The organism is Micromonospora sp. NBC_01405 (assembly GCF_045040155.1).
Lineage (GTDB): Bacteria > Actinomycetota > Actinomycetes > Mycobacteriales > Micromonosporaceae > Micromonospora.
Genome location: NZ_CP109532.1, coordinates 195,790 through 218,566 on the forward strand (window position 1 = coordinate 195,790; position 22,777 = coordinate 218,566).

General features: G+C 74.2%; 24 protein-coding genes and 2 pseudogenes. 14 read left to right on the forward strand and 12 right to left on the reverse strand.

Features of this window, described 5'->3' with window-relative positions; genetic code table 11:
• Nucleotides 1-56: 56 nt before the first annotated feature.
• Complete coding sequence (locus OG559_RS00925) at nucleotides 57-1,490, forward strand: aldehyde dehydrogenase family protein (RefSeq protein ID WP_405111119.1); 1,434 nt, start codon at nucleotides 57-59, stop codon at nucleotides 1,488-1,490.
• 39 nt (nucleotides 1,491-1,529) lie between these two features.
• Here the strand turns inward: OG559_RS00925 and OG559_RS00930 are convergent, their stop codons facing one another.
• Nucleotides 1,530-1,931, reverse strand: coding sequence for a ChaB family protein (locus OG559_RS00930; RefSeq protein WP_405111122.1), 402 nt, complete (start codon nucleotides 1,929-1,931; stop codon nucleotides 1,530-1,532).
• Nucleotides 1,932-2,190: 259 nt separating this feature from the next.
• Between OG559_RS00930 and OG559_RS00935 the strand changes: the two genes are divergently transcribed.
• The 4 genes from OG559_RS00935 to OG559_RS00950 all read left to right on the forward strand — a co-directional run bounded on the left by OG559_RS00935 (nucleotide 2,191) and on the right by OG559_RS00950 (nucleotide 4,542).
• Nucleotides 2,191-3,162 (forward strand): YihY/virulence factor BrkB family protein, encoded by a 972-nt coding sequence (locus OG559_RS00935; protein ID WP_405111125.1) that lies wholly within the window; start codon nucleotides 2,191-2,193, stop codon nucleotides 3,160-3,162.
• A gap of 75 nt (nucleotides 3,163-3,237) precedes the next feature.
• The gene (locus OG559_RS00940; RefSeq protein WP_405111128.1) at nucleotides 3,238-3,654 is read left to right on the forward strand and encodes a DUF2795 domain-containing protein; all 417 of its coding nucleotides are present in this window, start codon (nucleotides 3,238-3,240) and stop codon (nucleotides 3,652-3,654) included.
• 52 nt (nucleotides 3,655-3,706) lie between these two features.
• Entirely contained in the window at nucleotides 3,707-4,168 is a 462-nt protein-coding gene (locus OG559_RS00945; protein ID WP_405111131.1) for an SRPBCC family protein, read from the forward strand.
• Nucleotides 4,169-4,278: 110 nt separating this feature from the next.
• The gene (locus OG559_RS00950) at nucleotides 4,279-4,542 is read left to right on the forward strand and encodes a hypothetical protein (protein WP_396673950.1); all 264 of its coding nucleotides are present in this window, start codon (nucleotides 4,279-4,281) and stop codon (nucleotides 4,540-4,542) included.
• 99 nt (nucleotides 4,543-4,641) lie between these two features.
• Here OG559_RS00950 and OG559_RS00955 read toward each other — a convergent pair whose 3' ends face one another.
• Nucleotides 4,642-5,838, reverse strand: coding sequence for an MFS transporter (locus OG559_RS00955; RefSeq protein WP_405111134.1), 1,197 nt, complete (start codon nucleotides 5,836-5,838; stop codon nucleotides 4,642-4,644).
• Between the two features lie 199 nt (nucleotides 5,839-6,037).
• On the opposite strand from OG559_RS00955, the gene OG559_RS00960 reads away from it, so the two are divergent.
• Nucleotides 6,038-6,250 carry a hypothetical protein gene (locus OG559_RS00960; RefSeq protein WP_405111137.1) on the forward strand — a complete coding sequence of 71 codons (213 nt, stop codon included), beginning with the start codon at nucleotides 6,038-6,040 and terminating at the stop codon, nucleotides 6,248-6,250.
• A gap of 37 nt (nucleotides 6,251-6,287) precedes the next feature.
• On the opposite strand, the gene OG559_RS00965 is transcribed toward OG559_RS00960, so the two are convergent.
• Nucleotides 6,288-6,734: a hypothetical protein gene (locus tag OG559_RS00965; protein ID WP_405111140.1), complete on the reverse strand. Its 447-nt coding sequence runs from the start codon at nucleotides 6,732-6,734 to the stop codon at nucleotides 6,288-6,290.
• 164 nt (nucleotides 6,735-6,898) lie between these two features.
• Here OG559_RS00965 and OG559_RS00970 point away from each other — a divergent pair, with 164 nt between their 5' ends.
• Nucleotides 6,899-7,273 carry a DUF6401 family natural product biosynthesis protein gene (locus OG559_RS00970; RefSeq protein WP_405111143.1) on the forward strand — a complete coding sequence of 125 codons (375 nt, stop codon included), beginning with the start codon at nucleotides 6,899-6,901 and terminating at the stop codon, nucleotides 7,271-7,273.
• Nucleotides 7,274-7,327: 54 nt separating this feature from the next.
• Here OG559_RS00970 and OG559_RS00975 read toward each other — a convergent pair whose 3' ends face one another.
• Nucleotides 7,328-8,215, reverse strand: a complete 888-nt coding sequence (locus OG559_RS00975) for a mechanosensitive ion channel family protein (protein WP_405111147.1) — start codon at nucleotides 8,213-8,215, stop codon at nucleotides 7,328-7,330.
• A gap of 211 nt (nucleotides 8,216-8,426) precedes the next feature.
• On the opposite strand from OG559_RS00975, the gene OG559_RS00980 reads away from it, so the two are divergent.
• Nucleotides 8,427-10,553: a SpoIIE family protein phosphatase gene (locus OG559_RS00980; RefSeq protein ID WP_405111150.1), complete on the forward strand. Its 2,127-nt coding sequence runs from the start codon at nucleotides 8,427-8,429 to the stop codon at nucleotides 10,551-10,553.
• A gap of 58 nt (nucleotides 10,554-10,611) precedes the next feature.
• Here OG559_RS00980 and OG559_RS00985 read toward each other — a convergent pair.
• Both OG559_RS00985 and OG559_RS00990 read right to left on the reverse strand, forming a co-directional pair.
• Nucleotides 10,612-10,797 (reverse strand): annotated as a pseudogene (locus tag OG559_RS00985) (DUF397 domain-containing protein); the annotation flags it as partial.
• Nucleotides 10,798-11,001: 204 nt separating this feature from the next.
• Nucleotides 11,002-11,166 (reverse strand): annotated as a pseudogene (locus OG559_RS00990) (Scr1 family TA system antitoxin-like transcriptional regulator); the annotation flags it as partial.
• Nucleotides 11,167-11,327: 161 nt separating this feature from the next.
• On the opposite strand from OG559_RS00990, the gene OG559_RS00995 reads away from it, so the two are divergent.
• Nucleotides 11,328-12,605 carry a cation:proton antiporter gene (locus OG559_RS00995; RefSeq protein WP_405111153.1) on the forward strand — a complete coding sequence of 426 codons (1,278 nt, stop codon included), beginning with the start codon at nucleotides 11,328-11,330 and terminating at the stop codon, nucleotides 12,603-12,605.
• A gap of 188 nt (nucleotides 12,606-12,793) precedes the next feature.
• Here the strand turns inward: OG559_RS00995 and OG559_RS01000 are convergent, their stop codons facing one another.
• A complete protein-coding gene (locus OG559_RS01000; RefSeq protein WP_405111155.1) occupies nucleotides 12,794-13,759 on the reverse strand; it encodes an NAD(P)/FAD-dependent oxidoreductase in 966 nt (321 codons plus the stop codon).
• Nucleotides 13,760-13,989: 230 nt separating this feature from the next.
• Here OG559_RS01000 and OG559_RS01005 point away from each other — a divergent pair, with 230 nt between their 5' ends.
• The gene (locus OG559_RS01005; protein ID WP_405111158.1) at nucleotides 13,990-14,589 is read left to right on the forward strand and encodes a helix-turn-helix domain-containing protein; all 600 of its coding nucleotides are present in this window, start codon (nucleotides 13,990-13,992) and stop codon (nucleotides 14,587-14,589) included.
• A 123-nt stretch (nucleotides 14,590-14,712) separates the two neighbouring features.
• Here the strand turns inward: OG559_RS01005 and OG559_RS01010 are convergent, their stop codons facing one another.
• The gene (locus OG559_RS01010) at nucleotides 14,713-15,225 is read right to left on the reverse strand and encodes a metallophosphoesterase family protein (RefSeq protein ID WP_405111161.1); all 513 of its coding nucleotides are present in this window, start codon (nucleotides 15,223-15,225) and stop codon (nucleotides 14,713-14,715) included.
• Between the two features lie 129 nt (nucleotides 15,226-15,354).
• Between OG559_RS01010 and OG559_RS01015 the strand changes: the two genes are divergently transcribed.
• A complete protein-coding gene (locus tag OG559_RS01015; RefSeq protein WP_405111164.1) occupies nucleotides 15,355-16,731 on the forward strand; it encodes a glycoside hydrolase family 6 protein in 1,377 nt (458 codons plus the stop codon).
• A gap of 105 nt (nucleotides 16,732-16,836) precedes the next feature.
• Here the strand turns inward: OG559_RS01015 and OG559_RS01020 are convergent, their stop codons facing one another.
• Nucleotides 16,837-17,616, reverse strand: coding sequence for a glucose 1-dehydrogenase (locus OG559_RS01020; RefSeq protein ID WP_405111167.1), 780 nt, complete (start codon nucleotides 17,614-17,616; stop codon nucleotides 16,837-16,839).
• Nucleotides 17,616-19,460: a glycoside hydrolase family 15 protein gene (locus OG559_RS01025; protein WP_396673963.1), complete on the reverse strand. Its 1,845-nt coding sequence runs from the start codon at nucleotides 19,458-19,460 to the stop codon at nucleotides 17,616-17,618. The genes OG559_RS01020 and OG559_RS01025 overlap by 1 nt, the downstream gene beginning before the upstream one ends.
• A gap of 225 nt (nucleotides 19,461-19,685) precedes the next feature.
• Between OG559_RS01025 and OG559_RS01030 the strand changes: the two genes are divergently transcribed.
• Complete coding sequence (locus OG559_RS01030; protein ID WP_405111170.1) at nucleotides 19,686-20,276, forward strand: general stress protein; 591 nt, start codon at nucleotides 19,686-19,688, stop codon at nucleotides 20,274-20,276.
• Nucleotides 20,277-20,393: 117 nt separating this feature from the next.
• Here OG559_RS01030 and OG559_RS01035 read toward each other — a convergent pair whose 3' ends face one another.
• Nucleotides 20,394-20,924: a GNAT family N-acetyltransferase gene (locus OG559_RS01035; protein ID WP_405111173.1), complete on the reverse strand. Its 531-nt coding sequence runs from the start codon at nucleotides 20,922-20,924 to the stop codon at nucleotides 20,394-20,396.
• 154 nt (nucleotides 20,925-21,078) lie between these two features.
• Between OG559_RS01035 and OG559_RS01040 the strand changes: the two genes are divergently transcribed.
• Nucleotides 21,079-21,558, forward strand: a complete 480-nt coding sequence (locus tag OG559_RS01040) for a MarR family winged helix-turn-helix transcriptional regulator (RefSeq protein ID WP_387018878.1) — start codon at nucleotides 21,079-21,081, stop codon at nucleotides 21,556-21,558.
• 10 nt (nucleotides 21,559-21,568) lie between these two features.
• Nucleotides 21,569-22,555, forward strand: coding sequence for a pirin family protein (locus OG559_RS01045; protein ID WP_405111177.1), 987 nt, complete (start codon nucleotides 21,569-21,571; stop codon nucleotides 22,553-22,555).
• Nucleotides 22,556-22,609: 54 nt separating this feature from the next.
• Here OG559_RS01045 and OG559_RS01050 read toward each other — a convergent pair whose 3' ends face one another.
• Nucleotides 22,610-22,738: a hypothetical protein gene (locus OG559_RS01050; protein ID WP_396673967.1), complete on the reverse strand. Its 129-nt coding sequence runs from the start codon at nucleotides 22,736-22,738 to the stop codon at nucleotides 22,610-22,612.
• Nucleotides 22,739-22,777: the final 39 nt, after the last annotated feature.

Here is a 22,777-nt window from a genome sequence, read left to right on the forward strand (position 1 = left end):
GCCGGTTACCGGGTGAAACGCGTTTGCGACGCCGGGCCCGGGGCATCCACCGCCGCATGTACACGGTTTCGCAGCTCATAGGTGGAGTGTGGGGCGCGGGCGGCACGGGCGGCGAGTTGGTCGTACGCGACCCGGCCGACGGCTCACCGGTCAGCACCGTGCCGGTGGCGACGGCGGACGAGGTCGGCAAGGCGGTGGAGGCCGCGCGGGGTGTGGCGGCCGACTGGGCGGCGACCGCCCCGGCCGAGCGGGCGGCTGCCCTGCACCGGGCCGCGGACGCGGTCGAGGCCACGGCGGAGGAACTGGCCGCGGCGGTCACCGCCGAGATGGGCAAGCCCCTGGCGGACGCCCGGGGCGGCGTCGAGGCGGGTGTCGGCACCCTGCGACAGTACGCGGAGCTGGCCCCGCTGCGCGGCGGTCGGACCCTGCTCGGCGGCGCGGACGCCATCGACTTCATGACGCCGCAGCCGCGCGGGGTGGTCGCGGCGATCACCCCGTGGAACGACCCGGTTGCGGTCGCCTGCGGGCTGCTCGGCGCGGCCCTGGTGACCGGCAACGTGGTGCTGTACAAGCCGAGCGAGCGGACCCCGGCGACCGGGTGGCTGCTGGCCAGGGCGCTGGACGGCGCGCTGCCGCCCGGGGTGCTGTCGCTGCTCACCGGGGGCGGCGAGGTCGGCGCGGCGCTGGCCGCCGGCGACGTGGACGTGGTGGCGCACGTCGGCTCCACCGCCACCGGCCGGTCGATCGCCGCGGCGGCGGCCCGGACCGGGGCCAAGGCGCTGCTGGAGAACGGCGGCAGCGACCCGCTCGTCGTCGACGCCGGCGTGGACCCGATCTGGGCCGCGGAGCAGGCGGCGCTGGGGTCGTTCGCCAACGCCGGGCAGATCTGCGTCGCGGTGGAGCGGATCTACGTGCACCGCGACGTCGCCGAGGACTTCGCCGACGCCCTGGTGCGGCGGGCCGAGGCGCTGCGGACGGGACCCGGGCGGGACCCGGGGACCGAACTCGGGCCGCTGGTCGACCGGCGGCACCGGGACCACGTACACGGGCAGGTGACGGCGGCGGTGGCCGACGGGGCGCGGGTGCGCACCGGGGGCGCGCTGCCGGACGGGCCGGGGGCGTTCTACCCGGCGACCGTGGTCACCGACTGCCGGCACGACATGGCCCTGGTCCGCGAGGAGACGTTCGGCCCGGTCGCCCCGGTGGTCGTGGTGGACTCGTTCAGCGAGGCGCTGCGGTGCGCCGCCGACTCGCCGTACGGGCTGGCCGCCACGGTGCTCACCGCGTCGATGAGCCACGCCCATCGGGCCTGGCGGGAACTCCCCGTCGGCACGGTCAAGGTCAACGCCGTCTTCGGCGGCGCTCCGGGCGGCGCCGCCCAACCGCGCCGCGCCAGCGGCCAGGGCTTCGGCTACGGCCCGGAACTCCTCGACGAGTTCACCGCCACCAAGGCCGTCCACCTACAGGCCCCCGGCGGCGGCCACTGGTGAGTGACCCCCGCCGGGGCGGTGGCGGTGCGGGTTGCGGGGTCAGTCGCCGCGGGCCCTGCGGGTCTGCCGGTCGTTGGCCTTCTCGATGGCCTTGACCAGTTCGGGCTTGGTCATTCCGGAACGGCCGGGAACGTCCAGCTTGCGGGCCACCCCCATCAGGTGCTCCTTGGTGGCGTTGGCGTCCACCCCGCCCGCCGTGGGGGCCCGCCGCTCCGGGCCACCGCCGGCCGCCTGGCGGTCGCTGGGTCCCTTGCGGCCCTTGGGCTCCCAGTGGTCGCCCACCTTCTCGAACTCGTGCTTCACGGCGGCGAAGGCGGTGCGGTGCGCCCGCTCCCCCTCGCCGTACGTCTCCACCGCCGAGTCGTGCGTCTTCTCCCAGGTGCGCTGCGCCTTGTCCGGAGAGCGCCGCAGCGTGCTGGGCAGTACCTCGCGCCCGGGCATGTGATTCCTCCTCCGCCTCGACTCCTTACCCACGGACTACCCACGGACCGTTCCTCCACCCCACCCCCACCTCCCTGCGCGCACTTTCACGGAATGTGTGGCTATGGCGCGCGCCGATGCCACACATTCCGTGAAAGTGCGCGCACCGGGAACAGCGGGAGGGGCGGGTTTGGTGAGTTTTGGGGTTGGGTACCGGCGGGGCCAGGCGAGCGACGGGGTGGCCGGGCCGCCGGGGGCGCAGGGGGCGGTCATGACAGCGATGACGGAAACGGGTACCGCTGCACCTGAAGGGCCGGTGCGGCTCCCCCGGCGGGTACGCCAACTGAGCTGGCACACCTGGCGCGGGGTGCTGGTGCGCAGCGGTCGGAACTTCGTGAAGGACAACTGCGCGGACTGGGCCGCCGCGCTCACCTACTACGGGGTGCTCGCGCTGTTCCCGTCCACCATCGTGGTGGTCGCCCTGGTCGGGCTCGTCTCCGACGGCGAGCGGACGGTGGACACCGTGATCGACCTGGCCCGCGAGGTGGGGGCCGGGTCGGTGGTCGGCAACGACGGCTTCGTCAGCGTCGTACGGGGCGTGGTGGACCAGCAGAGCGGCGCGAAGGTGCTGCTCAGCTTCGGTCTGCTCGGCGCGCTCTGGTCGGCGTCGGGGTTCATCGGGGCGTTCACCCGGGCCTCCAACGCCATCTACGGGGTACAGGAGGGGCGGCCGGTCTGGAGGCTGCGCCCGTTGCAGATCGGCCTGGCCGCCGTGACGCTGGTGCTGCTGGCCGTGGTGGCCACCGGCCTGATCGTCAGCGGCCCGGTCACCGACGCGGTGGGCGACCTGATCAACGCCGGCGGGCTGACCCGGACGGTGTGGAGCGTCGTGAAGTGGCCGGTGCTGGCCATGGTGATGATGGGGCTGCTGTCGCTGCTTTTCTGGATCGCCCCGAACGTGCGCCAGCCGCGGTTCCGCTGGCTCACCCCGGGCGGGACGGTGGCCCTGGTCTCCTGGGCGCTGGCCTCCTTCGGCTTCGGCCTGTACGTGGCGAATTTCGGCTCGTACGACGTCACCTACGGCAGCCTCGGCGCGGTGATCGCGTTCCTGGTCTGGCTCTACCTGTCCAACTGCGCGCTGATGCTCGGCGTGCAGATGAACGCGGAGCTGCAGCGGGGCCGGCAGATCCAGGCCGGCGACCCCGACCCGGGCGAGCCGGTGCTGCAGCCCCGGTCGCCGGCCGATTCGTGACTATTTGTCGCCTTCTGCCGCCTTCCGGGCGTCCCCTTCGGTTTACCGGCGGCCCCCTCGGGTAGCGCAGGAGACATGGACCGTGGCAACAGCAAGCACAGCCCGAGGGTTGACGAGCAGATGAGCCAGGAGGTCAACGGCCTGGTGCAGGGCCCGGGGACCGGTGGCTCGCGGGTCGACGAGTCCCGGCAGCCCGAGCCCGCGGGCGAGGACCAGCCGGAGCCGACCACGGCGCCGGCCGGCGAGCTGCGCACCGGCTCCCCGCAGGGCATGAGTTCCTCCGACGTGGAGGCGCGCAGCCGGCTCGGGCGGTTCATCACGATGACCGCCCTGCCCGGCGACCGGGACACGTTGGTCGCGAACGCGCGCGACAACGACGCGCCCGACGACATCGTCGCCGCCCTGGAGGGCCTGCCGCCGGGCACCCGTTACCAGACGATCTCCGAGGTGTGGGCCGCCCTCGGGCACAAGAACGAGACGACGCGCTGGTGACCGGATCGGCCCACGATCCGACGACGCACCGGCGCACTGAGGAGGATTGTCGATGAGTGGCGTCACCGAACACGTTGACGTGTCCGTCCCGATCCGGACCGCGTACGACCAGTGGACCCAGTTCGAGGAGTTTCCGCACTTCATGGAGGGGGTGCAGGAGGTCCGGCAGGTCTCCGACACGAAGACCCACTGGACGGTGGAGATCGCCGGGGTCAAGCGCGAGTTCGACGCCGAGATCACCGAGCAGCTGCCCGACGAGCGGGTCGCCTGGCGGTCCACCGGCGGCACCCAGCAGGCCGGCGTGGTGACCTTCCACCGCCTGGACGAGGGCAAGACCCGGGTCACCCTCCAGCTCGAGTTCGAGCCGCACGGCGTGGTGGAGCAGGCCGGCGACAAGCTCGGCGTCGTCGACCGCCGGGCCAAGGGCGACCTGGAGCGGTTCAGGCAGTTCATCGAGCGGCGCGGTCAGGAGACCGGCGCCTGGCGGGGCGCCGTCGACCGCCCCCAGCCCTGATCCCCCGGAACGCGCTGACGATGGCCGCCGGCTTCCGGCGGCCATCGCCGTGTCCGGGTACGGCGGCGGCGCGGCCGTTTGCGATCACCGACCTCGGGTACGGCGACAGCATGACTGACAACGACAGCCACGTGTGGCGCGACGAGGAACGACTCCCGCTGGAGGACCTGGACCGGGCGATCGCCCGGTCGACGCTCGACGGGCAGTCCGACGACGTGACGGCCAACGACGCCGGCGAGGAGGCCACCTTCGGGCACGGCCCGGAGGCGGTGGACCGCGGCGCGGCGCCGGCCGAGCGGGAGCGCGAGCGCACGGACGCCGACCGGGCGTACCGGGCGTCGACCATGGGACGGACCGGCCCGGACAACATGTGATGCCCCGCCCCGACGACGGGGCGGGCGGGTCGGCGCCACCGTGGTCGGCGCGCCACCGTGGCGGGGCGGGTCGGTGCCGCCGGGAGGTGGCGGGGCGGGTCAGCGCCGCCGGGAGGTGGCGGTGACGAGGGCGAACAGCGCCACGGCGAGGACCGTCAGCGCGGGCCCGAGGGCCTGGACCGAGGTGTTGCCGACCAGCACGCCGATCCCGGTGGGCACCAGCGCGCCACCCAGTCCGGCGGCGGCGATCTGCACCCCGATGGTCCGGTCGGCGTGGGCGGCGCCGACCCGCTCGGCGGTGGTGAGCATGAGCAGCGGGAACACCGGCGCGGCGGCGAAGCCCAGCACCAGCAGGCCGGCCACCGCCACCCAGGCCGGGGCGGGCAGGGCGATCAGCGCGGCGCCCGCGGCCATGCCGAGCAGACTCCCGCGCAGCACCTTCGCGGAGCCGAGCCGTTCGGACCCGATGCCCTGGACCACCCGCCCCACGAACAAACTCCCCCAGTAGCCCGAGACGCAGGCGCCGGCCACCCCGGCGGTCAGCCCTCGCCCCTCGGTGAGCAGCAGGAACGCCCAGAGCCCGGCGGCGACCTCGATCGCGACGTACACCGCGAAGGCGAGCGAGCCCAGCCAGACGGCCGGCAGTCGCAGGGTCTCGCGTACCCGGACCGGGGCGGCGGCCTCCTGCGGCCCGGGTGCGGGTGATCCCGGCCCACCCGCACCCGCCGCCCCCCGGTCCCGCCACGCCCGCACGGTGAGGGCGAACGCGGCGGCGAGGGCGAGCTGGGCGGCGGCGACCAGGCCGTACCCCCAGCGCCAGGAGAGGCCGGTGGCGAGCGCCCCGGTCATGATCAGCGGGCCGATGGCCACACCGAGGCCGAAGAACGCGTGCATCCAGTTCATGTGACGCGGCCCGAACGCACCGGCCGCGTACGCGTTGAGCCCGGAGTCGATCGCCCCGGAGCCGAGCCCGAGCACCAGCGCGCAGGCCGTCATGACGGCCAGGACGGGGCTGGTGGCGTAGCCGGTGAGGGCCAGGCTGGCCAGCAGGGTGCTACCGGCCAGCAGCCGACCGACGCCGAGGCGGGCCAGGGTGAACCCGGCCAGCACGCTGGAGGTGAGGTAGCCCATGGTGCCGGCCGTGAGCACCAGGCCGACCGCCTCGGTGGGCACGTCGAAGTCCGCCCGGATGGACGGCCAGCCGACCCCGATCAGCCCGTCGGGCAGGCCCAGACTGACGAACGCGAGGTAGGCGAGCAGGAGCAGCGAGGCGCGGGGCGGGGCGGGGGTGGACACGGCCGCCCATCCTGCCCCACCCCCGGCCGGCCCCGCCACGGGCCGGTCCGACCACGTCCATCTGGAACAAACACCTGCGGCGACCGCTACCCCCGAAACGACAAAAAATGCGGTACGGGCGGCCGCAAAGGCGGACAGGTCATCCAGAATCGACCGATCGGGTGACGGCGATCGACGGTTGCCGCGCAAGACTTTCGGAATGCAACAGGCATCCGGGTTCCTCACCGTTCGTCAACGCCGCCTCGCCTGGCTCGGCTTCCTCCTCGCCGCCGTCCAGGCGCCGGTGGCCGCCAGGTTCGCCACCGACGACTCCTGGCTGTTCAGCCTCTGTGTCGCCCTGATGGTGGCCACGGTGATCGTCGCGGACGACGCCTCGCGACGCCGCCCCGCCGGCGCGCCCTCCTCCGACTAGTCCCCGGCCGGCCCCGTGCCCGGCACGGGGTGCGGGTTCAGCCTTCGCCGTCCGGCCGCGCCTCGTGCCCGGCCCGGCCCCGGGTGCGCCGCCGCTCCTTCATCTCCGCCTCGTACAGGTGCCGCCGACCGCCGACCAGCTCCTCACGGGCTCGGCGGTCGAGGTCCCGGAACAGCGCGTGGTACCCGTCGTCGAAGTCCTCGACGATCTGAAATGTCCACCGGCCGGCGATCACGTTGCGGCCGAGCAGGTCGGTGGCGATCCGTTCGGCGATCGCGTCGTGCCCGGCCGCGCGGAACTTCGCCACGGCGTCGTCGAGCATCAGGTCGGCGTGGCCGATGAGCTGGTGCGTCGAGTAGAGGTGCCCGCGGGCCCGCTCCACGGTCTCCAGCGCCTCGCTGAGCCGGCCCAGCGCCACGACGGTGGCGTCGCTCACCCCCGGCGGGCGGCGGTGCTCTTCGTCGGGTCCGTCCTGGTGTCCCATCCGTCCCTCCACGTGTCAGCCGCGCGGCGTACGCGCGTCCTCCCTTCTGCCCCGTCCCGACCGGGTCAATCCCCCCGGCCGGGTGCCGGCCGATGAGCGGATGACCCGGTACCGGCCGAGCGGCCGACTCCGCCCGGATTACCCGCCGGTTAACCTCGTTTCTCATGCGTGTGCCGTCGAAACAGGTGGTCAGCCGTTCCGCAGCGGACTCCGCCAACACCGTCCTCGCCCGGCTGACCGTCGTGATCGGCACCGCCGGGCTCACGGCGGCGGCGGCCCGGCCCGGGTTGCTCGCCGAGATCGACCAGCACGCCGCGGCCGTCCGGGACAGCCTCGACGGCGATCGCCGGCCGTTGAGTCCGGCCGCGCTCGCCGGGTACGCCGAGGGCGTCCGGGACGCGGCGCGGGAGCACGGCTGGCAGCCGCCCACCCCGTCGACGGACTGGTCGGAGCCCGACTGGCCGCTGGCCCGCCTGCTGGCGGTCTGCGCCCTGGCCCGCTCGCTGGAGACCGGCCCGGCGCCGCTGCCCACCCTCTGACGTACGCGAGCGGGGAGGGGGTCCGCGCGGACCCCCTCCCCCGTGCTCCTCCCGTCAGCTACCCGGGCGGCCGAACTGCTGGGTCTCGTCGCCCGGCGTGCCGCCGGAGCGGTACGTGCCCTGCTGCCCGCCGCGGGCGCCGGTCATCGAACCCTCGGGCTGGGGCATGGCCTGGGTGCGCTCGGCGCCCGCCCGGTCGGCCATCCGGCGCTCGACGTCGCCCCGGCCGGCGGCCTGGGCCTGGCGGTGTTCCCGCAACGTCCGGGACTCCTCGGCGGCCCGGTTGAGCCAGCCCTCCCAGCGGTTCTGCATCGGCCGCACCAGGCCGCCGCCGACGCCGATGATCAGGATGCCGGCCACCGTGGCGAGCACCGCGATCAGCACCGGGGTGGTCACGGTGGTGGCGATGCCCACCTGGTTCAGCGCGGCGATGACGCCGAGCGCCAGGATGAAGATCGCTGTCAGGTCGGCCAGCACCCGACCGTAGGACAGCCCGCCCAGGAAGCCGGTTACCAAATCGCGCACCGCGTTGGCGATCGCGGCGGCCACCACCACGACGATGATCGCGATGAACGCCCGGGGCAGCCAGGCGACCACGCCCCGGATCAGGTCGCTGATCGCGTTCGGCCCCCAGACCCCGAACGCGAACTGCAGGGTGAACAGTAGGACGGCGTAGTACGCCAGTTTCGCCAGGATGTCGCTGGCGTCGTACTTGGTGCGTTCCAGCGCGCGCTTCACGCCGCCTCGTTCGACCGCGCGGTCGAACCCCACCCGTTCCAGTACCGTGTCCACGATCTTGAGAACCGCTCTGGCGACGAGCCACCCCACCACGAGGATCACGATGAACGCGATCGCCCTCGGGATGAAGAGCAGCACCGACCTCCACATATCGGTCAGGGCGGTCCCGATGTCTACCTGCCCGACCGCGAGGGTTTTCTGCATGGTGTCCCTCCTGTCGCATGGACTTCGGCGGGCGCATACCCGGTCCACCTGGCAGCACGCCGCGCGACGGGCAACGATTTTCCCGGCATCTCCGCTCAGAACTACCCTGACCTGCACTGACGCGTACCGGGAGCGGGCGGCGGCGGGCCGTTTGCCGCCACCCCGGCACGCGATCGGGCCGCCGACAGGGCGCTCCGGCTAGGCTGCGGGCATGCCAGGCACGGTCGGGCGAGTGCCCACGCCAGCAACGCGCGCCGCGTCGGAGACAGGGGCCTCCGGGGCGGCGAGCGTCGTTCTCGGCCATCCCTGGGCCGGTACGGCGCTCGGCCCGCCTGAGGGCTGGGACCCTGGGTTACGCGGGGTGGTGGATCTGATCCTCGCCTCGCCGGTGCCGATGGCGTTCACGTACGGCGACGACCACCTACTGCTCTACAACGACGGGTACGCGGCGCTGATCGGCGATCGCCACCCGGGCGCGGTGGGCCGGCCGGCAGCCGAGGTGTTCGCCGACGTGTGGGCCGAGCCGGGCGTCGGCGACGTGATCGACCGCGCCTACCGGCAGGGCGAGTCGTCCCTGGAGAAGGAGGCGGCGCTCCCGTTCGACCGGCACCGCCCCGGCTCCCGCGAGCAGGCCGTGTTCACCCGGGGCCACTCCCCGGTGCGGGACAGCGCGGGACGGATCGTCGGGGTGCTGACCGTCGCCGCCGAGACCAGCCAGGTCACCGAGCAGTTGCAGAGCCTCAGCGACGTGGCCGCCGCGCTGGCCGGCACGCTCACCCTGGACGACGTCGCCCGGGTCGCCCTGCGTTACCTGCTGACCGCGTTCGACACCGACCGGGTCACCTTCGGCGTGGACGACGGCGCGGGTTGGCGCACGGTTCGGCGGGTGCGCGGCGAGTTGCTGGACGAGGCCGACGAGCGGCTGCCCCCGCTCTGGCGGCGATCGCCCGCCGACTCCCCCGGGCCGCTGGTCGTGGCCGCCCGCAGCGGCGTGCCCCAGTTCGTCGGCGACGGGCAGCCGCTGCGGGACATCGCGGTGGACCGGCACGACCAGAAGGTCCGGGCGCTGGCCGCCCAGCCGCTGCGGACGTCGGTCCTGCGCGGCGGCCTGACCGTCGGCTACCACGAGGCCCACCCGTGGCCGGCCGCCGAACGGGCCCTGCTGGCCGCCTCGGCCGAGCTGATCGGTCAGGCCGCCGAGCGCGCCCGCCGATTCGAGACCCAGCACGGCACCGCCCAACTCCTGCAACGCAGCATGCTGCCCGCGCGCCTGCCGGACCTGCCCCGGCTGCGGATCGCCGCCCGGTACGACCCCGGCGTCGACGGCAACGCCGCCGGTGGGGACTTCTACGACGCGTTCCTGCTGCCCACCGGCGAGTTGGGCATCGTGCTCGGCGACGTGGCCGGGCACGACGTGCAGGCGGCGGCGAGGATGGGCCAGGTCCGGGCGGCGCTGCGCGCGCTGGCCCTGGCCGATCCCCGGCCGGACGCCGTGCTCACCGGGCTGGACCGCCTGGTGGGCAGCCTCGGCACCGAGACCGGGACGTACGAGCTGTTCGTGACCGTGCTCTTCGGGGTGGTCGACACGCAGCGGGGGCTGCTCACCCTGGCCAGCGCCGGGCACCCCGCACCGCTGGTACGCCGCGCCGGCCCCGACGGCGAGCCGGTGGCGCGGTACCTGGACGTTCCGCCCGGGGCCCCGCTCGGGCTGGGCTGCGCTCCGCGCACCACCACGGTCCCGTTCGCCCCGGGGGACACCCTGCTGCTGTTCAGCGACGGGGTGGTGGAGCGGCGGTGGCAGAGCCTCACCGCCGGGCTGGACGACCTGGCCGCCGCCGTGGCCGGCGCCCCCAGCGGCGACCCCCGGGCGCTGTGCGCGGTCGCGACCGCCGCCGTGGAAGGCGCCACCGAGGACGACGTCGCGGTGTTGGCGGTGGAACACGCGCTGATGCCGAGCCGCTCGGCGAGCATGGAGGTGCCGGCGGAGCCGACCGCGCCGAGCCAGGTGCGGCACTGGTTGACGGCCCAGCTGACCGGCTGGCAGGTGCCCGAGGCGGTGGTCGGGGCCGCCGTGCTGTGCACCAGCGAGCTGACCACCAACGCGCTGCTGCATGCCGGAACCGCCGCCCGGGTCGAGATCGACCTCAGCCCGGAGCGGCTGCTGGTGTCGGTGGCCGACTCCGGCACCCGGGGCACGGTGACCCGGGCCCGCACCGACACGTTGAGCAGTCGGGGCCGCGGGCTCGGCCTGATCGAGCAGCTCAGCGACGCCTGGGGCACCGACCCGACGGTGCGCGGCTCGACGGTCTGGTTCGAGATCCTCGTCCCGTCCGGGTAGCCGGGCGTCGGCGGCGGGCGGACCGGGCAGGAGCGGACGTACGGCCACCGAGAACCCGGTGGCGCCGGACGAATTCGACGAACGCCTGCCACGATCCCGGGTCGAACCGCAGCGTCCCGCCGTCCCGACCCTTCGTGTCCCGGGCGGGGACCACCCCGGGCAGGTTGTCCGCCACCTCGACGCAGGACCCGCCGTTGGTGCCGGATCGGGTCGACTTGTGCCACCGGGCCCCGGTCACGTCCATGCCTGCACCGCCTCCCTGATCAGATCGAGTGACTGCCGCCGCGAGAGGGCTTCGCCCCGGACGACCTCCTATGTGCGCTGGAGGGCGACAAGGTCGTCCGCCTGGGCCACGACGTGCTTGCGGACCTGGTGATCGAGGTGCGCCCACCACCGATCCGTCCGCCAGGGTGACCAGAACGCAGCCGCCCTGCGGTCCAGAGTAGATCTCGGTGCCCTCCGGCACCACGAGATTCCGCGCGTGCGGCAGATCAGCGACCTTGGCCAGGTGGATGAGCTGGTCGGGCAGCGCGCCGGGTGCCTCGATCGGGCGGCGCGGCACCATCGCGTCGAGCACCGCGACCAGCGGGACCGACCGCTCCGGGATCAGCATCTGCTTCGATCGGGCCCGGGCTCGGGGCTGACCGCGCGGAGCCTGCGCGCCGGCAGGGCCGGCGGATCAGTTGCGGGCGGCACGCATACCGGGACCGCCGACGGGGCAAGGTCCGTCACCACCTGCCCACGACCGTGGGCGAGGTCGCGAAGGGTGGTGCGGTGGAACCGGTAGACGTCGCGTTCGCGGTGGTGGGGCTGGGCGCCCTGCTCGCCGGGATCCTCCCCCGGCTGCTGGAGCGCCGGCCATTGTCGATGCCGATCGCGTTCCTCGGCCTGGGCATGCTGATCTTCATCCTGCCCACCGGGCTGCCCAGCCCGGACCCGCTGGCGCATCCCGAGGTCGCCACCCACCTCACCGAGATCGGCGTGATCGTCGCGCTGATGGGCGCGGGTCTCAAGATTGACCGGCCGTTGAGCTGGGCCAGGTGGTCGTCCACCTGGCGGCTGTTGGCGATCGCGATGCCGATCTGCATCGCGGCCGTGGCGCTGCTCGGCTGGTGGTGGGCGGGCCTGGTGCCCGCCACCGCGCTGCTGCTGGGCGCGGCGCTGGCCCCGACCGACCCGGTGCTCGCCGCCGACGTGCAGGTCGGCGAGCCGACCGACGTGGAGGACTCCGAGGACGAGGTGCGCTTCGCGCTGACCTCGGAGGCCGGCCTCAACGACGGCCTGGCCTTCCCCTTCGTGTACGCGGCCATCGCGATCGCCAGCACCAGCCTCGCCCCGGCGGACTGGTTCGTCGACTGGTTCACCGTGGACGTGCTGTACAAGCTGGCCGCCGGCGTCGGCGGCGGGCTGCTGGTCGGCTGGCTGCTCGGCAAGCTGTTCTTCCGGGCCCCGAGCAAGCTGCGGCTCGCCCGGCACTCCGAGGGCTTCCTCGCGCTGGCCGCCACGTTCCTCGCGTACGGGCTGGTGGAGGTGGTCGGCGGCTACGGCTTCCTGGCCGTCTTCGTGGCGGCCCGGGCGATCCGGGCGGCGGAGCGGACCCACGAGTTCCACTCGGTGCTGCACGACTTCGCCGAGCAGATCGAGCGGCTGCTGACCGTCCTGCTGCTGCTGCTCTTCGGGGGCGCGGTGGTCGGCGGTCTACTCGCCCCGCTGACCTGGCCGGCCGCGCTGGTCGGGCTGGCGCTGGTCTTCGTGGTCCGCCCGCTGGCCGGGTGGCTGTCGCTGCGCGGCGCGCCGGGCCGACCGGCGGAACACTGGGTGATCTCGCTGTTCGGCATCCGGGGCGTCGGCTCGCTCTACTACCTGGCCTACGCGACGACGAAGGCGGACTTCCCGCAGGCCGACCTGATCTGGGCCACGGTCGGGCTGGTGGTGATCGTTTCGGTGGTGGTGCACGGGGTCGCCGCCACCCCGGTCATGCAGCTGCTCGACCGCGCGGGCGAACGCACCGAGGACCCCTCCGAACGCGCCCCCACCCCCACCCCCGCCTGACCCCACCCACCCCACCCCGCCCCCACCCGGCCCCACCCGCGATCTTGCACTTGCGGCCCGGGCATAACAGGCCAAGGCCGCAGAACGTGGGCCGCAAGTGCAAGATCGACGAGGACGAGGTGGGGTCGGGGTCGGGAGCGGGGCGGGGTGGGGCTGGGTGGGGGTGGGGCGTGGTCGGTGGGGTGGGGTCAGTGGGGGGTTAGGCGGGTGGCCAGGGCGCGGCCCAGGTCGCGGCCCGAGCGCCAGGCGCTCTGCACCCGGGGCTTGCCGAAGGCGTCGCCGGCCAGCCCGATGCCGTCGGCGTCCAGGTGGTACGTCCCGGCCCCGCCGGGCACGGTCGGCGTGGCGTACGTCCAGCGGTGCACGTGCACGAGCGCGGCGGGCTCGGGCAGGCCAAGCAGGTCGCGGACGGCCTGCTCGATGGCCCGGCCGGCCCCGGTCGGCTGGGCGAGGTGACCGGCGGCGAACGTCGCCGTGGTGTGCGCGACCAGCACCGGGGCGCCGTCGCCGCGCCGGTCGCCGTCGTCGCAGACGAGCATGAGCAGGGGATGGTCGTTGACGAACGCGCCGCGGAAGTCGGGCCAGGACCGGGCCGGGAAGCGCAGCACCGCGCTCAGCGTCGGCGACCACCGCTGCGCCTGCACGGCGGCGGTGGCCGCAGCGAGCGCCGGGTCGAGCAGCAGGGCCGCCTGCGGGCCGGGCACGGCCAGCGCCACGGCGGCGCAGGGCGAGCCGTCGACGGCCGGCCCGGGGTCGACGCCGAGCACCAGCCGGTCGACCACCACCGGCAGGTCGGCGGCCAGGTGCTCGACCAGCGACCGCAGCCCGCGCGGGGCCGCCCAGCGCATCGGCCCGGGGACCTCGCGCCGGCCCTGTGCGGAGTACGCCACGAAGGTGTCGGTCCACTCCCGGGCCAGCCCGGCGGCCGCCCAGCCGCGCACCACCTCGGCGAAGTCCGGGTCACTGACGGTGAAGTACGCCGCGCCGATGTCCGCCGGGCGCCCGTCGAACCGTTTGCTGGCCATCCGGCCGCCCGCCACCCGGGCACGCTCGCGGATCTGCACCGGGACGCCCGCCCGGGCCAGCTCGACGGCGCACGCCACCCCGGCGATCCCCGCCCCGACCACCACGACCCGTGTCCGGTCCGCATCCACCTTGGTGATGGTAGGGCGTTCGCGGCCGGCCCGGGCCCGGCACACGCGGCCGGCGTCCGGAAACGGCGCGCGGAAACGGCGTGCGGAAACGGCGTGCGGAAACGGACACGCGGGGCGGACCGGCCGGGGCAGACCGGCGGGGCGGTACGCTCGGCCGCGCCTCCCCGACCACCGTGTACACCCGGCCGCGAGGACTGCAAACCCAATTGCCGTTCTGGCAAACTGGTGGCATGGGCGACGACCTCGACCGCGCGCTCGCCGGGGTGGGCCCCCGGCTGCGCGCGCTGCGCCGGCAGCGCGAGACCACCCTGGCCGACCTGTCGGCGGCGACCGGGATCTCGGTGAGCACCCTGTCCCGGCTGGAGTCCGGCACCCGCCGGCCGACCCTGGAGCAACTGCTCCCGCTGGCCCGGGCGCACGGCGTGACGCTCGACGACCTGGTGGGCGCCCCGCCCACCGGCGACCCGCGTGTCCACCTGCGCCCGGTCAGCCGGCACGGTCTGACCATGCTCCCGCTGACTCGCCGGGCCGGCGGCATCCAGGCGTACAAGCTGGTGATCCCCGCCGGTAGTCGCCGGCGGGAACCGGATCCGCAGACCCACGAGGGCTACGAGTGGCTCTACGTGCTCAACGGCCGGCTGCGCCTCGTTCTCGGCGAGCGGGACATGGAGCTGACCCCCGGCGAGGCGGCCGAGTTCGACACCCGGGTGCCGCACTGGTTCGGGGCCGCCGACGGCGAGCCGGTCGAGTTCCTCAGCCTCTTCGGCAGGCAGGGAGAGCGCGCCCACCTGCGCGCCCGGCCGAAGGCACAGCACCCGCCGGAGGGCTGACCCCACGGTCGGTCCAGGGGCCGTGCCCGGTGTCCCCGCCTGAACCCCTCCGGATGACTTCTTTGATCGTCTGCTGTTCACCGGCACGACCCGCCGGGCGAACCGCCCGTACCCAGCAGACGATCAACGGTCACCCCGACGGGGCGGCAGGCGGTGCAGCTCGACCCGGTCGAGCCGTCCCGCCGCCACCCGCGCCGTCAGGTAGGTGGCGTACGGCTGGCGGCGGCGGTCGGTCGGCGAGCCGGGGTTGAGCAGCCGCAGCCCGCCCGGGGCGACGGTGTCCCACGGAATGTGCGAGTGGCCGAAGACGAGCAGGTCCGCGTCGCCGTACGCGGCGGCGCAGCGCTCCTCGCGGCGGGCTCGCGGGCCGGTCTCGTGCACCACGGCGACCCGCAGGCCGTCCAGCTCGACCCGGGCCACCTCGGGCAGCCGGGCCCGCAGCTCGGGCCCGTCGTTGTTGCCGTACACGCCGATCAGGCGGCGGGCGCGGGCCTCGATGGCGTCAAGCAGCGCGACGTCCACCCAGTCCCCGGCGTGCAGCACCACGTCGGCGGCGTCGATCGCCGCCCAGAGCGGCGCGGGCAGGTCGCGGGCCCGCTTCGGCACGTGGGTGTCGGCAGTGATCACCAGGAGCATGCCCGCAATTCTCGCCCCGGGGGCCGACGAGGGGCACCGGGTCTTCACACACCGGCAACGGGCGCGTACCTTGACGGGAACGCGTGGGAGCGCTTCCACGCACTTTCATCGATACGTGGAGGACGCCACATGCGAAGCAGACCGGCGCTCGCGGCCCTGGCCGCCGGCGCGACCACACTCACCGCCGCCGCCACCGTCGCGGTCGGCCTCGTCGGATCCGCGCCGGCCGTGGCCGCCGACTCCGTGTTCTACGTCGACCCGCAGACCAACGCCGCCCAGTGGGTGGCCGCCAACCCGGGTGACCAGCGCGCCACCGTGATCAGGGACCGGATCGCCGCCGTCCCGCAGGCCCGCTGGTACACCCGAACCAACACCTCCACGGTACGGGCCGAGGTGGACCAGTTCGTCGGGGCCGCCGCCGCGGCGGGAAGGATCCCGATCCTGGTGGTCTACAACATCCCGAACCGGGACTGCAGCGGCGCCAGCGGCGGCGGCGCGCCGAACCACGCCAGCTACCGGCAGTGGGTCGACCAGGTGGCCGCCGGACTGGCCGGCCGACCCGCCTCGATCGTGCTGGAGCCCGACGTGCTCCCGCTGATGACGAGCTGCCAGAGCGCCGCCCAGCAGGCCGAGACGAAGGCGTCCATGGCGTACGCCGGCAAGAAGCTCAAGGCCGGCTCGGCGCAGGCGAAGGTCTACTTCGACGCCGGGCACTCGGCGTGGCTCTCCCCCGCCGACATCGCCGCCCGGCTGACCGGCGCGGACATCGCCAACAGCGCCGACGGCATCTCGCTCAACGTCTCCAACTACCGGACCACCGCCGAGTCCGTCGGGTACGCCAAGCAGGTCATCGCCGCCACCGGCGTGCCCCGCTTGAAGGCCGTGGTCGACACCAGCCGCAACGGCAACGGTCCGGCCGGCTCGCAGTGGTGCGACCCGCCGGGGCGGGCGATCGGCACGCCGAGCACCACCGCCACCGGGGACGGCGCGATCGACGCGCACCTCTGGGTGAAGCTGCCCGGCGAGGCCGACGGCTGCCTCGCCGGGGCCGGCCAGTTCGTCCCGCAGCGGGCGTACGACCTGGCGGTCGCCGCCGGGCCGGTCCCGACCACCGCGCCGCCGACGACCGCGCCGCCCACCACCGCACCGCCCACCACCGCACCGCCGACGACCGCGCCGCCCACCACGCCGGCCCGGGGCTGCGCGGTCACCTTCACCCCGAACACCTGGACCGGCGGGTTCACCGCCGAACTGCGGGTGACCAACCGGGGCGGGGCGCTCAGCTCGTGGACGGTGGCCTTCACCGCCGGCCCCGGCGTACGGCTCACCAGCGGCTGGAACGGCGAGTGGAGCCAGAGCGGCGAGCAGATCACCGTGCGCAACTCGGCCTGGAACGGCAGCCTGCCGGCCGGCGGCACGCTGAGCGTCGGCTTCCAGGGCACCTACTCCGGCGGCACGCTGCCCACCCCGGTCGGCTTCACCCTCAACGGGGCGGCCTGCTCCTGACTCCACGCCGACGATGCCGGCCGGACCGGCGGGGCACGTGCGGTGCCCCTCCGGTCCGGCCGTTGACCGGGGAACGCCCGAGGGTCGGCGATCGAGGGGACGCGCTCAGGCGCCCTGGCCCTGATTCTGCATCAGCCCGCCGTCCATGAAGTACGTCGAACCGGTCACGTAGTCGGCGTCGTCGCTGGCCAGGAAGACCGCGAGCCTGCCGATCTCCTCCGGCTGGGCGGCCCGCTTCCACGGGATGCTCTGCACCTGTTCCTGGAGGTACCCCGGGTCGTCGATGGCCTTCTGGTTGAACGGGGTGAGCACCATCCCCGGCCCGATGTTGTTGACGTTGAGGTGCATCGGCGCCACCTCCAGGGCCAGGCTCTTGGCGAACTCCAGCAGCGCGCCCTTGCTTGCGTCGTAGTCGGAGCCGCCGGCCCGGGCCACCTCCTGGTGGACCGAGGTGATGTTGATGATCTTCCCGTGGCCGCCCTGGTCCCGGCGGTGCCGGACGAACCGGCGGGAGCAGAAGAACGCCCCGTAGACGTTGGTCCGGATGGCCCGGTCCCAGGTCTCGGTGTCCAGGTCGGCCACCGGGATGCCGGAGGCGTCCACCCCGGCGTCGTTCATCAGCACGTCGAGCGCCCCGAACTCCGCCAGGGCCTCGTCGAACATCGCCTCGACCTGGGACTCGTCGGTGATGTCGCACTGCACCACCACCGCCCGCCGGCCGGCCTGCGCCACCTTGTCCCTGGTGTGGTCGGCCCCGGCGTGGTCGTGCAGGTAGTGCACCACCACGTCGGCGCCCTCGCGGGCGAACTCGATCGCCGTGGCCTGGCCGATGCCCGAGTCCGAGCCGGTGATCAGGGCGGTCCTTCCGTCGAGCCGTCCGGTCATCAGCGTGCTCCCTCCGTTCGCCCCGCGCCTGTCGGCACGGTCCGGCGCGGGCCGTCCGCGCCCTGGCGTCGCCGCTCGCCGGCCTCGGTCAGCCAGCCGGCGGCGTTGATCAGTCCGATGTGCGAGAAGGCCTGGGGGAAGTTGCCGAGCTGCTCCCCGGTGGTTTGGTCGATCTGCTCGGCGAACAGGCCCAGGTCGTTCGTCCGGCTGGCGAGCGACGTGAACATCCGCTCGGCCCGGTCCAGCTCGCCGGCCAGCGCCAGGCAGCTCGCCAGCCAGAACGAGCAGATGACGAAGCCGGCCGGATCCCCGTCCCAGCGACGCAGCAGGCCGTCGTGGGACAGCCTGGCCTCGACGACGTCCATGGTGGAACGCATCCGGTCGTCGTCGGCGGGCAGGAACCCCACCAGCGGCATGATCAGCACCGAGGCGTCCAACTCGTCCGAGCCGAAGGCCCCCGTGTACGCGCCGAGCCGGTCGTTCCAGCCGCGGTCCAGTACCGCCGCGCGGACCTCGTCGCGGGCGGCGGCCCAGCGGGCCAGGTCGGCGGAGTCACCGAGGCGGGGGCCGAAGCGCACCGCCCGGTCCAGCGCGGTCCAGCACTGCACCTTCGACGAGACGTAGTGCCGCTCCGCGTCCCGGGCCTCCCACATCCCGGCGTCCGGACGGTGCCAGTCGGCGACCACCTGGTCGGCGAGGGCGCGCAGGAGCTGGTGCACCTCGGGGTCCATCGGATCGAGGTAGTGGCGCATCAGCCACGCCGCGTCGAGGACCTCCCCGAGCACGTCGGTCTGCCGCTGTTTCCAGGCGTCGTTGCCGACGAGGACCGGCCGGCTGCCGGCGTACCCGGCGAGGTTGTCGAGGCGGTGCTCCGTGAGGTCCCGCTCCCCCTCCACGCCGTACATGATGGGCACCGGCTGGTTCCCGATGCGGCCCATCGCGCGGGCCACCCAGGCGAACTGCCGGTTCGCCTCGTCGGGACAGGCCGCCAGCCAGAGCGCCTGCAGGGTGAGGCTGAAGTCGCGGACCCAGACGAAGCGGTAGTCGTAGTTGCGGTCCCCGCCGAGTTGCTCGGGCAGCGAGGTCGTCGCCGCGGCGACGATCGCGCCGCTGGGCTGGTAGGTCATGCCCTGCACGACCAGCGCGCTGCGGCGCACCTGCTCCGCGAACCGGCCGTGGTACGGGTGCAGCCCGGCCCAGGACCGCCAGCCCGCCGCCGCCTCGGCGACCGTCGGTGCGGCGTCCGGCGTCGCGGGCGGGTCGGCGTCGTAGGTCGGCCCGTACCCCAACGTGAAGCCGTACGACTCGCCGGCCCGGACGACGAACGTCGCGGCGGCCTCGCCCTCGCCGCACCGCACGGGCACGTCGCCGCGCAGTCGCAGGCGGGCCGCGCCGGCGGTCGCCTCCACCCCGTCGTCGGTGGGCACCAGGTACGGGACGACCCGGCCGTACTCGAACCGGGGGCGGTAGCGCAGCCGCACCGGCACCGCGCCGGAGACACCCTCCACCAGCCGGGCCAGCACCCGGGGCGAGTGCAGCCCGATGTCGTGGCCACGCGCGCCGGGCTCCAGCGCCAGCGTGTCGGTCACCGCCACCGACCCGTCCCGGGTGGTGAAGACGGTCCGCAGCACCAGCGTGTCCTCCAGGTAGGAGCGTTCGGTGGTGAAGTCGCCGTCGGGCCGGATCGACCAGTGGCCCGCGTCGTCGTCGAGCAGCCGTCCGAAGACCGACGGGGCGTCGATCCGCGCCGGGCACCACCAGTTGACCGAGCCGGCCCGGTCGACCAGTGCCGCGCTGCGGCCGTCGGCCAGGAAGCCGTGCTCGCTGATCCGTCCGCTGTCCACGGCCGTGCCTACCCGGCGGCGCCGACCAGCATTCGTCGGGGCACCGCCGGATGCGGCCGGACCGGTCCCGCGCGTCGTCCCTCCCGGTCGGGGGCGAGGCGACCGGAGACCGGTCCGGCGCGTCGGGCATCCGGATCGCGGCGGGGACCTCCCGGACCGGGAGAAGGTGGCGCGTTACCGGCCGCTGCCCGGGGGAAGGCGGGAGGTCGACGAAGGAGGATGCTCATGATCAGGCCCTCGAATCCCACCGCGACCCTGCAATCCGGAACGTCGGGCGGAAACAACCTCCCGTCCGGCCCGGCGGGCCACCCCACCCCGCCCGGCGGCGGCCACGGCCACGGCCCGCCGACCGGGGCCCCGACCGTGACGATCGGGTCGTACCCGGACTATCCGTCCGCGCAGGGGGTGGTGGACTACCTGGCCGACAACCGGTTCCCGGTGGAGCGCACCGCGATCGTGGGGACGAACCTCACCCTGGTCGAGACGGTGCTGGGCCGGATGACCACGGGCCGCTCGGCCCTGGTCGGCGCGGGCACCGGCGCCTGGTTCGGCCTGTTCATCGGGCTGCTCTTCGGCATCTTCACCACCGGTAACTGGGTGGCCGTGATCCTGGTCGGCCTGGTGGTCGGCGCGATCTGGGGCGCGGTGTTCGGCGCGGTCGCGCACGCGATGACCGGTGGGCAGCGGGACTTCACGTCCGCCAGCTCCCTGCGCGCCAGCCAGTACGCGGTCACCGTCGACGCCGACCAGGCCGAGCAGGCCCGGCAGCTGCTGGGCCGGATGCACCTGACGCCGACGGGCGCGGCGGCCCGCTGAGGTCGACGCCACCGGACGGCCCCGGGGCTGGCCCCGGGGCTGTCGCTCCGCCCGAATCACCGCTCGGACCACGCGAGGGGAGGCCGTCACGGCAGGTCACGGGTGACCCGGGTCGTCCTAGCCGGGGTCGGTGGCGAGGCGCGCGTGCAGGTGTTCGTCGTGGCGGCGACCGTCGCCGTAGCGGTACGACTCGCGCAACGTGCCCTCGACGAGGTAGCCCGTCCGGCCGGCCACCCGGCAGGACGCCACGTTCGGCACGGCGTGACAGAGCTCGATGCGGTGCAGGCCCAGCGCCGCGAAGGCCCAGGTGGTGAGCCGCCGGACCGAGCCCGTGGCGACGCCCCGCCCCCGGGCGGCGGGGACGGTCCAGTAGCCGATGCTGGCGTTGCCGCCACCGATCCGGTGCAGCGACACCGCCCCGAGCAGTTCGGCGTCGCCCGGGTCGGCCACCGCGAGGGACATGTGCTCGCCGCTCGACCAGTCCGCCCGCCGGCGCACCCAGTCGCGCGCCCGCGCCTCGTCCATGTCGCCCTGCGGGTTCCACGTCGCCACCTCCGGGTCACCCAGGGCGGCCAGCACGTCGGGGGCATCGGCCGCCCGCCAGGGGCGCAGCAGCAGGCCGGGGGCGGCGAGTACGACGTGGTCCACGGGGCAGTCTGACACGCCGACGGCCCGGCTATGCGGAGGTTTCCCCGGCCGCGTTCCTTCAAATCCGAAGCTTCACAGCCTCATCCACATGCCCATGCCCCCGACGCAGCCCGGAGTCAGTGGTTAAATTTTGAAAGAGTGCTACTGTTCTGGCATGACGGAGAGCCTGGACGGCGAGCGGATGGCCTGCTGGCGTGCCTACATCGAGGCGAGCCAGCGGCTGTTCACCCAGCTCGAGGACGACCTGCGGGCCGACAGCGAGCTGAGCTTCGCCGACTACCACGTGCTGGTCCTGCTCTCCGAGGCGCCGGGGCAGCGGCTGCGGATGGGCGAGCTGGCCGGCCGGTTGGTCTTCTCACCCAGCCGGTTGACGTACCAGATCTCCTCGATGCAGAAGCGCGGCCTGGTGGCCAGGGAAGCCTGCCCCGCGGACCGGCGGGGCAGCGAGGCGGTGCTCACCGCCGCCGGGCTGCTGGCGCTGCGCGAGGCCGCGCCGCACCACCTGCGCTCCGCGCGCACCCACCTGATGGACGACCTCGACGACGCCGAGATCGCCTGCCTGAACCGGGTCTTCGAACGCCTCGGCCGGCGCCTGCGCGCCGACCGCGACGACTCGTCCACCCTGAGCGAATAAGGAGTTCGAGATGCCCGCCATCACCGTCGACGACGTCCTCGTCCTGCCCCGCCTGCCCCGGCTCGACGAGACCACCGCTTACCGGCCGGTCCGCCGGCTGACCACCGCCCCCAGCGGGCACGAGGGCGAGGGCTTCCCCGTCCGCCGGGCCTTCGCGGGAGTGCCGACGCACGAACTGGACCCGTTCCTGCACCTCGACCAGATGGGCGAGGTGGACTATGCGCCGGGCGAGCCGAAGGGCACCTCGTGGCACCCGCACCGCGGCTTCGAGACGGTGACCTACATGATCGACGGGATCATGGACCACCAGGACTCGCAGGGCGGCGGCGGCACCATCACCGACGGCGACACCCAGTGGATGACGGCCGGCAGCGGCCTGCTGCACATCGAGGCGCCGCCGGAGCACCTGGTGGCCAGCGGGGGCCTCTTCCACGGCCTCCAGCTCTGGGTGAACCTGCCGAGGGTGGCGAAGATGATGCCGCCGCGGTACCAGGACATCCGCGGCCGGGAGTCGGCGCTGCTCACCACGCCGGACGGCGGCGCGCTCATCCGGGTCATCTCCGGCGAGGTGGCCGGGCACCGGGGGCCGGGCTCGACCCACACCCCGATCAGCATCGCCCATGTGACGGTGCAGCCCGGCGCCGAGCTGAGCCTGCCCTGGCAGCCGGACTTCAACGCGCTGGTCTACGTGCTCGCCGGGCGCGGCACGGTAGGCACCGACCGCCGGCCCTTCCACACCGGCCAGCTCGCCACCCACGGTCCGGGCGACGCGCTGCGGGTCACCGCCGACGCGAAGCAGGACTCGAACACCCCCGCCCTGGAGCTCTACGTGATGGGCGGGCAGCCGATCCGGGAGCCCGTGGCGCACTACGGCCCGTTCGTGATGAACACCCGGGACGAGCTGATCCAGGCGTTCGAGGACTTCCAGGCCGGCCGGCTCGGGGTGGTCCCGGCCGAGCGGCTGCCGCACACCGGCGGCCAGGGCGACCGCCCCTGACCGCGTACGTGACGGGCGTCACCGGGTGACCCCCGGTGGCGCCCGCCGGCGGGTTCAGGAGACCGCGAAGATCCCCGCCACCCCCAGCAGCACCATCACCAACACGGCCACCAGGGCCCCGCGCTCACTCTCCACCGGCTGTTCGCGGTCCTCGGTCACGGCGTCGGTCGTCTCGGCGGGCATCGTGTGGCCTCCTCGGTGTTTCGCGTCAGGGTCGTCGGG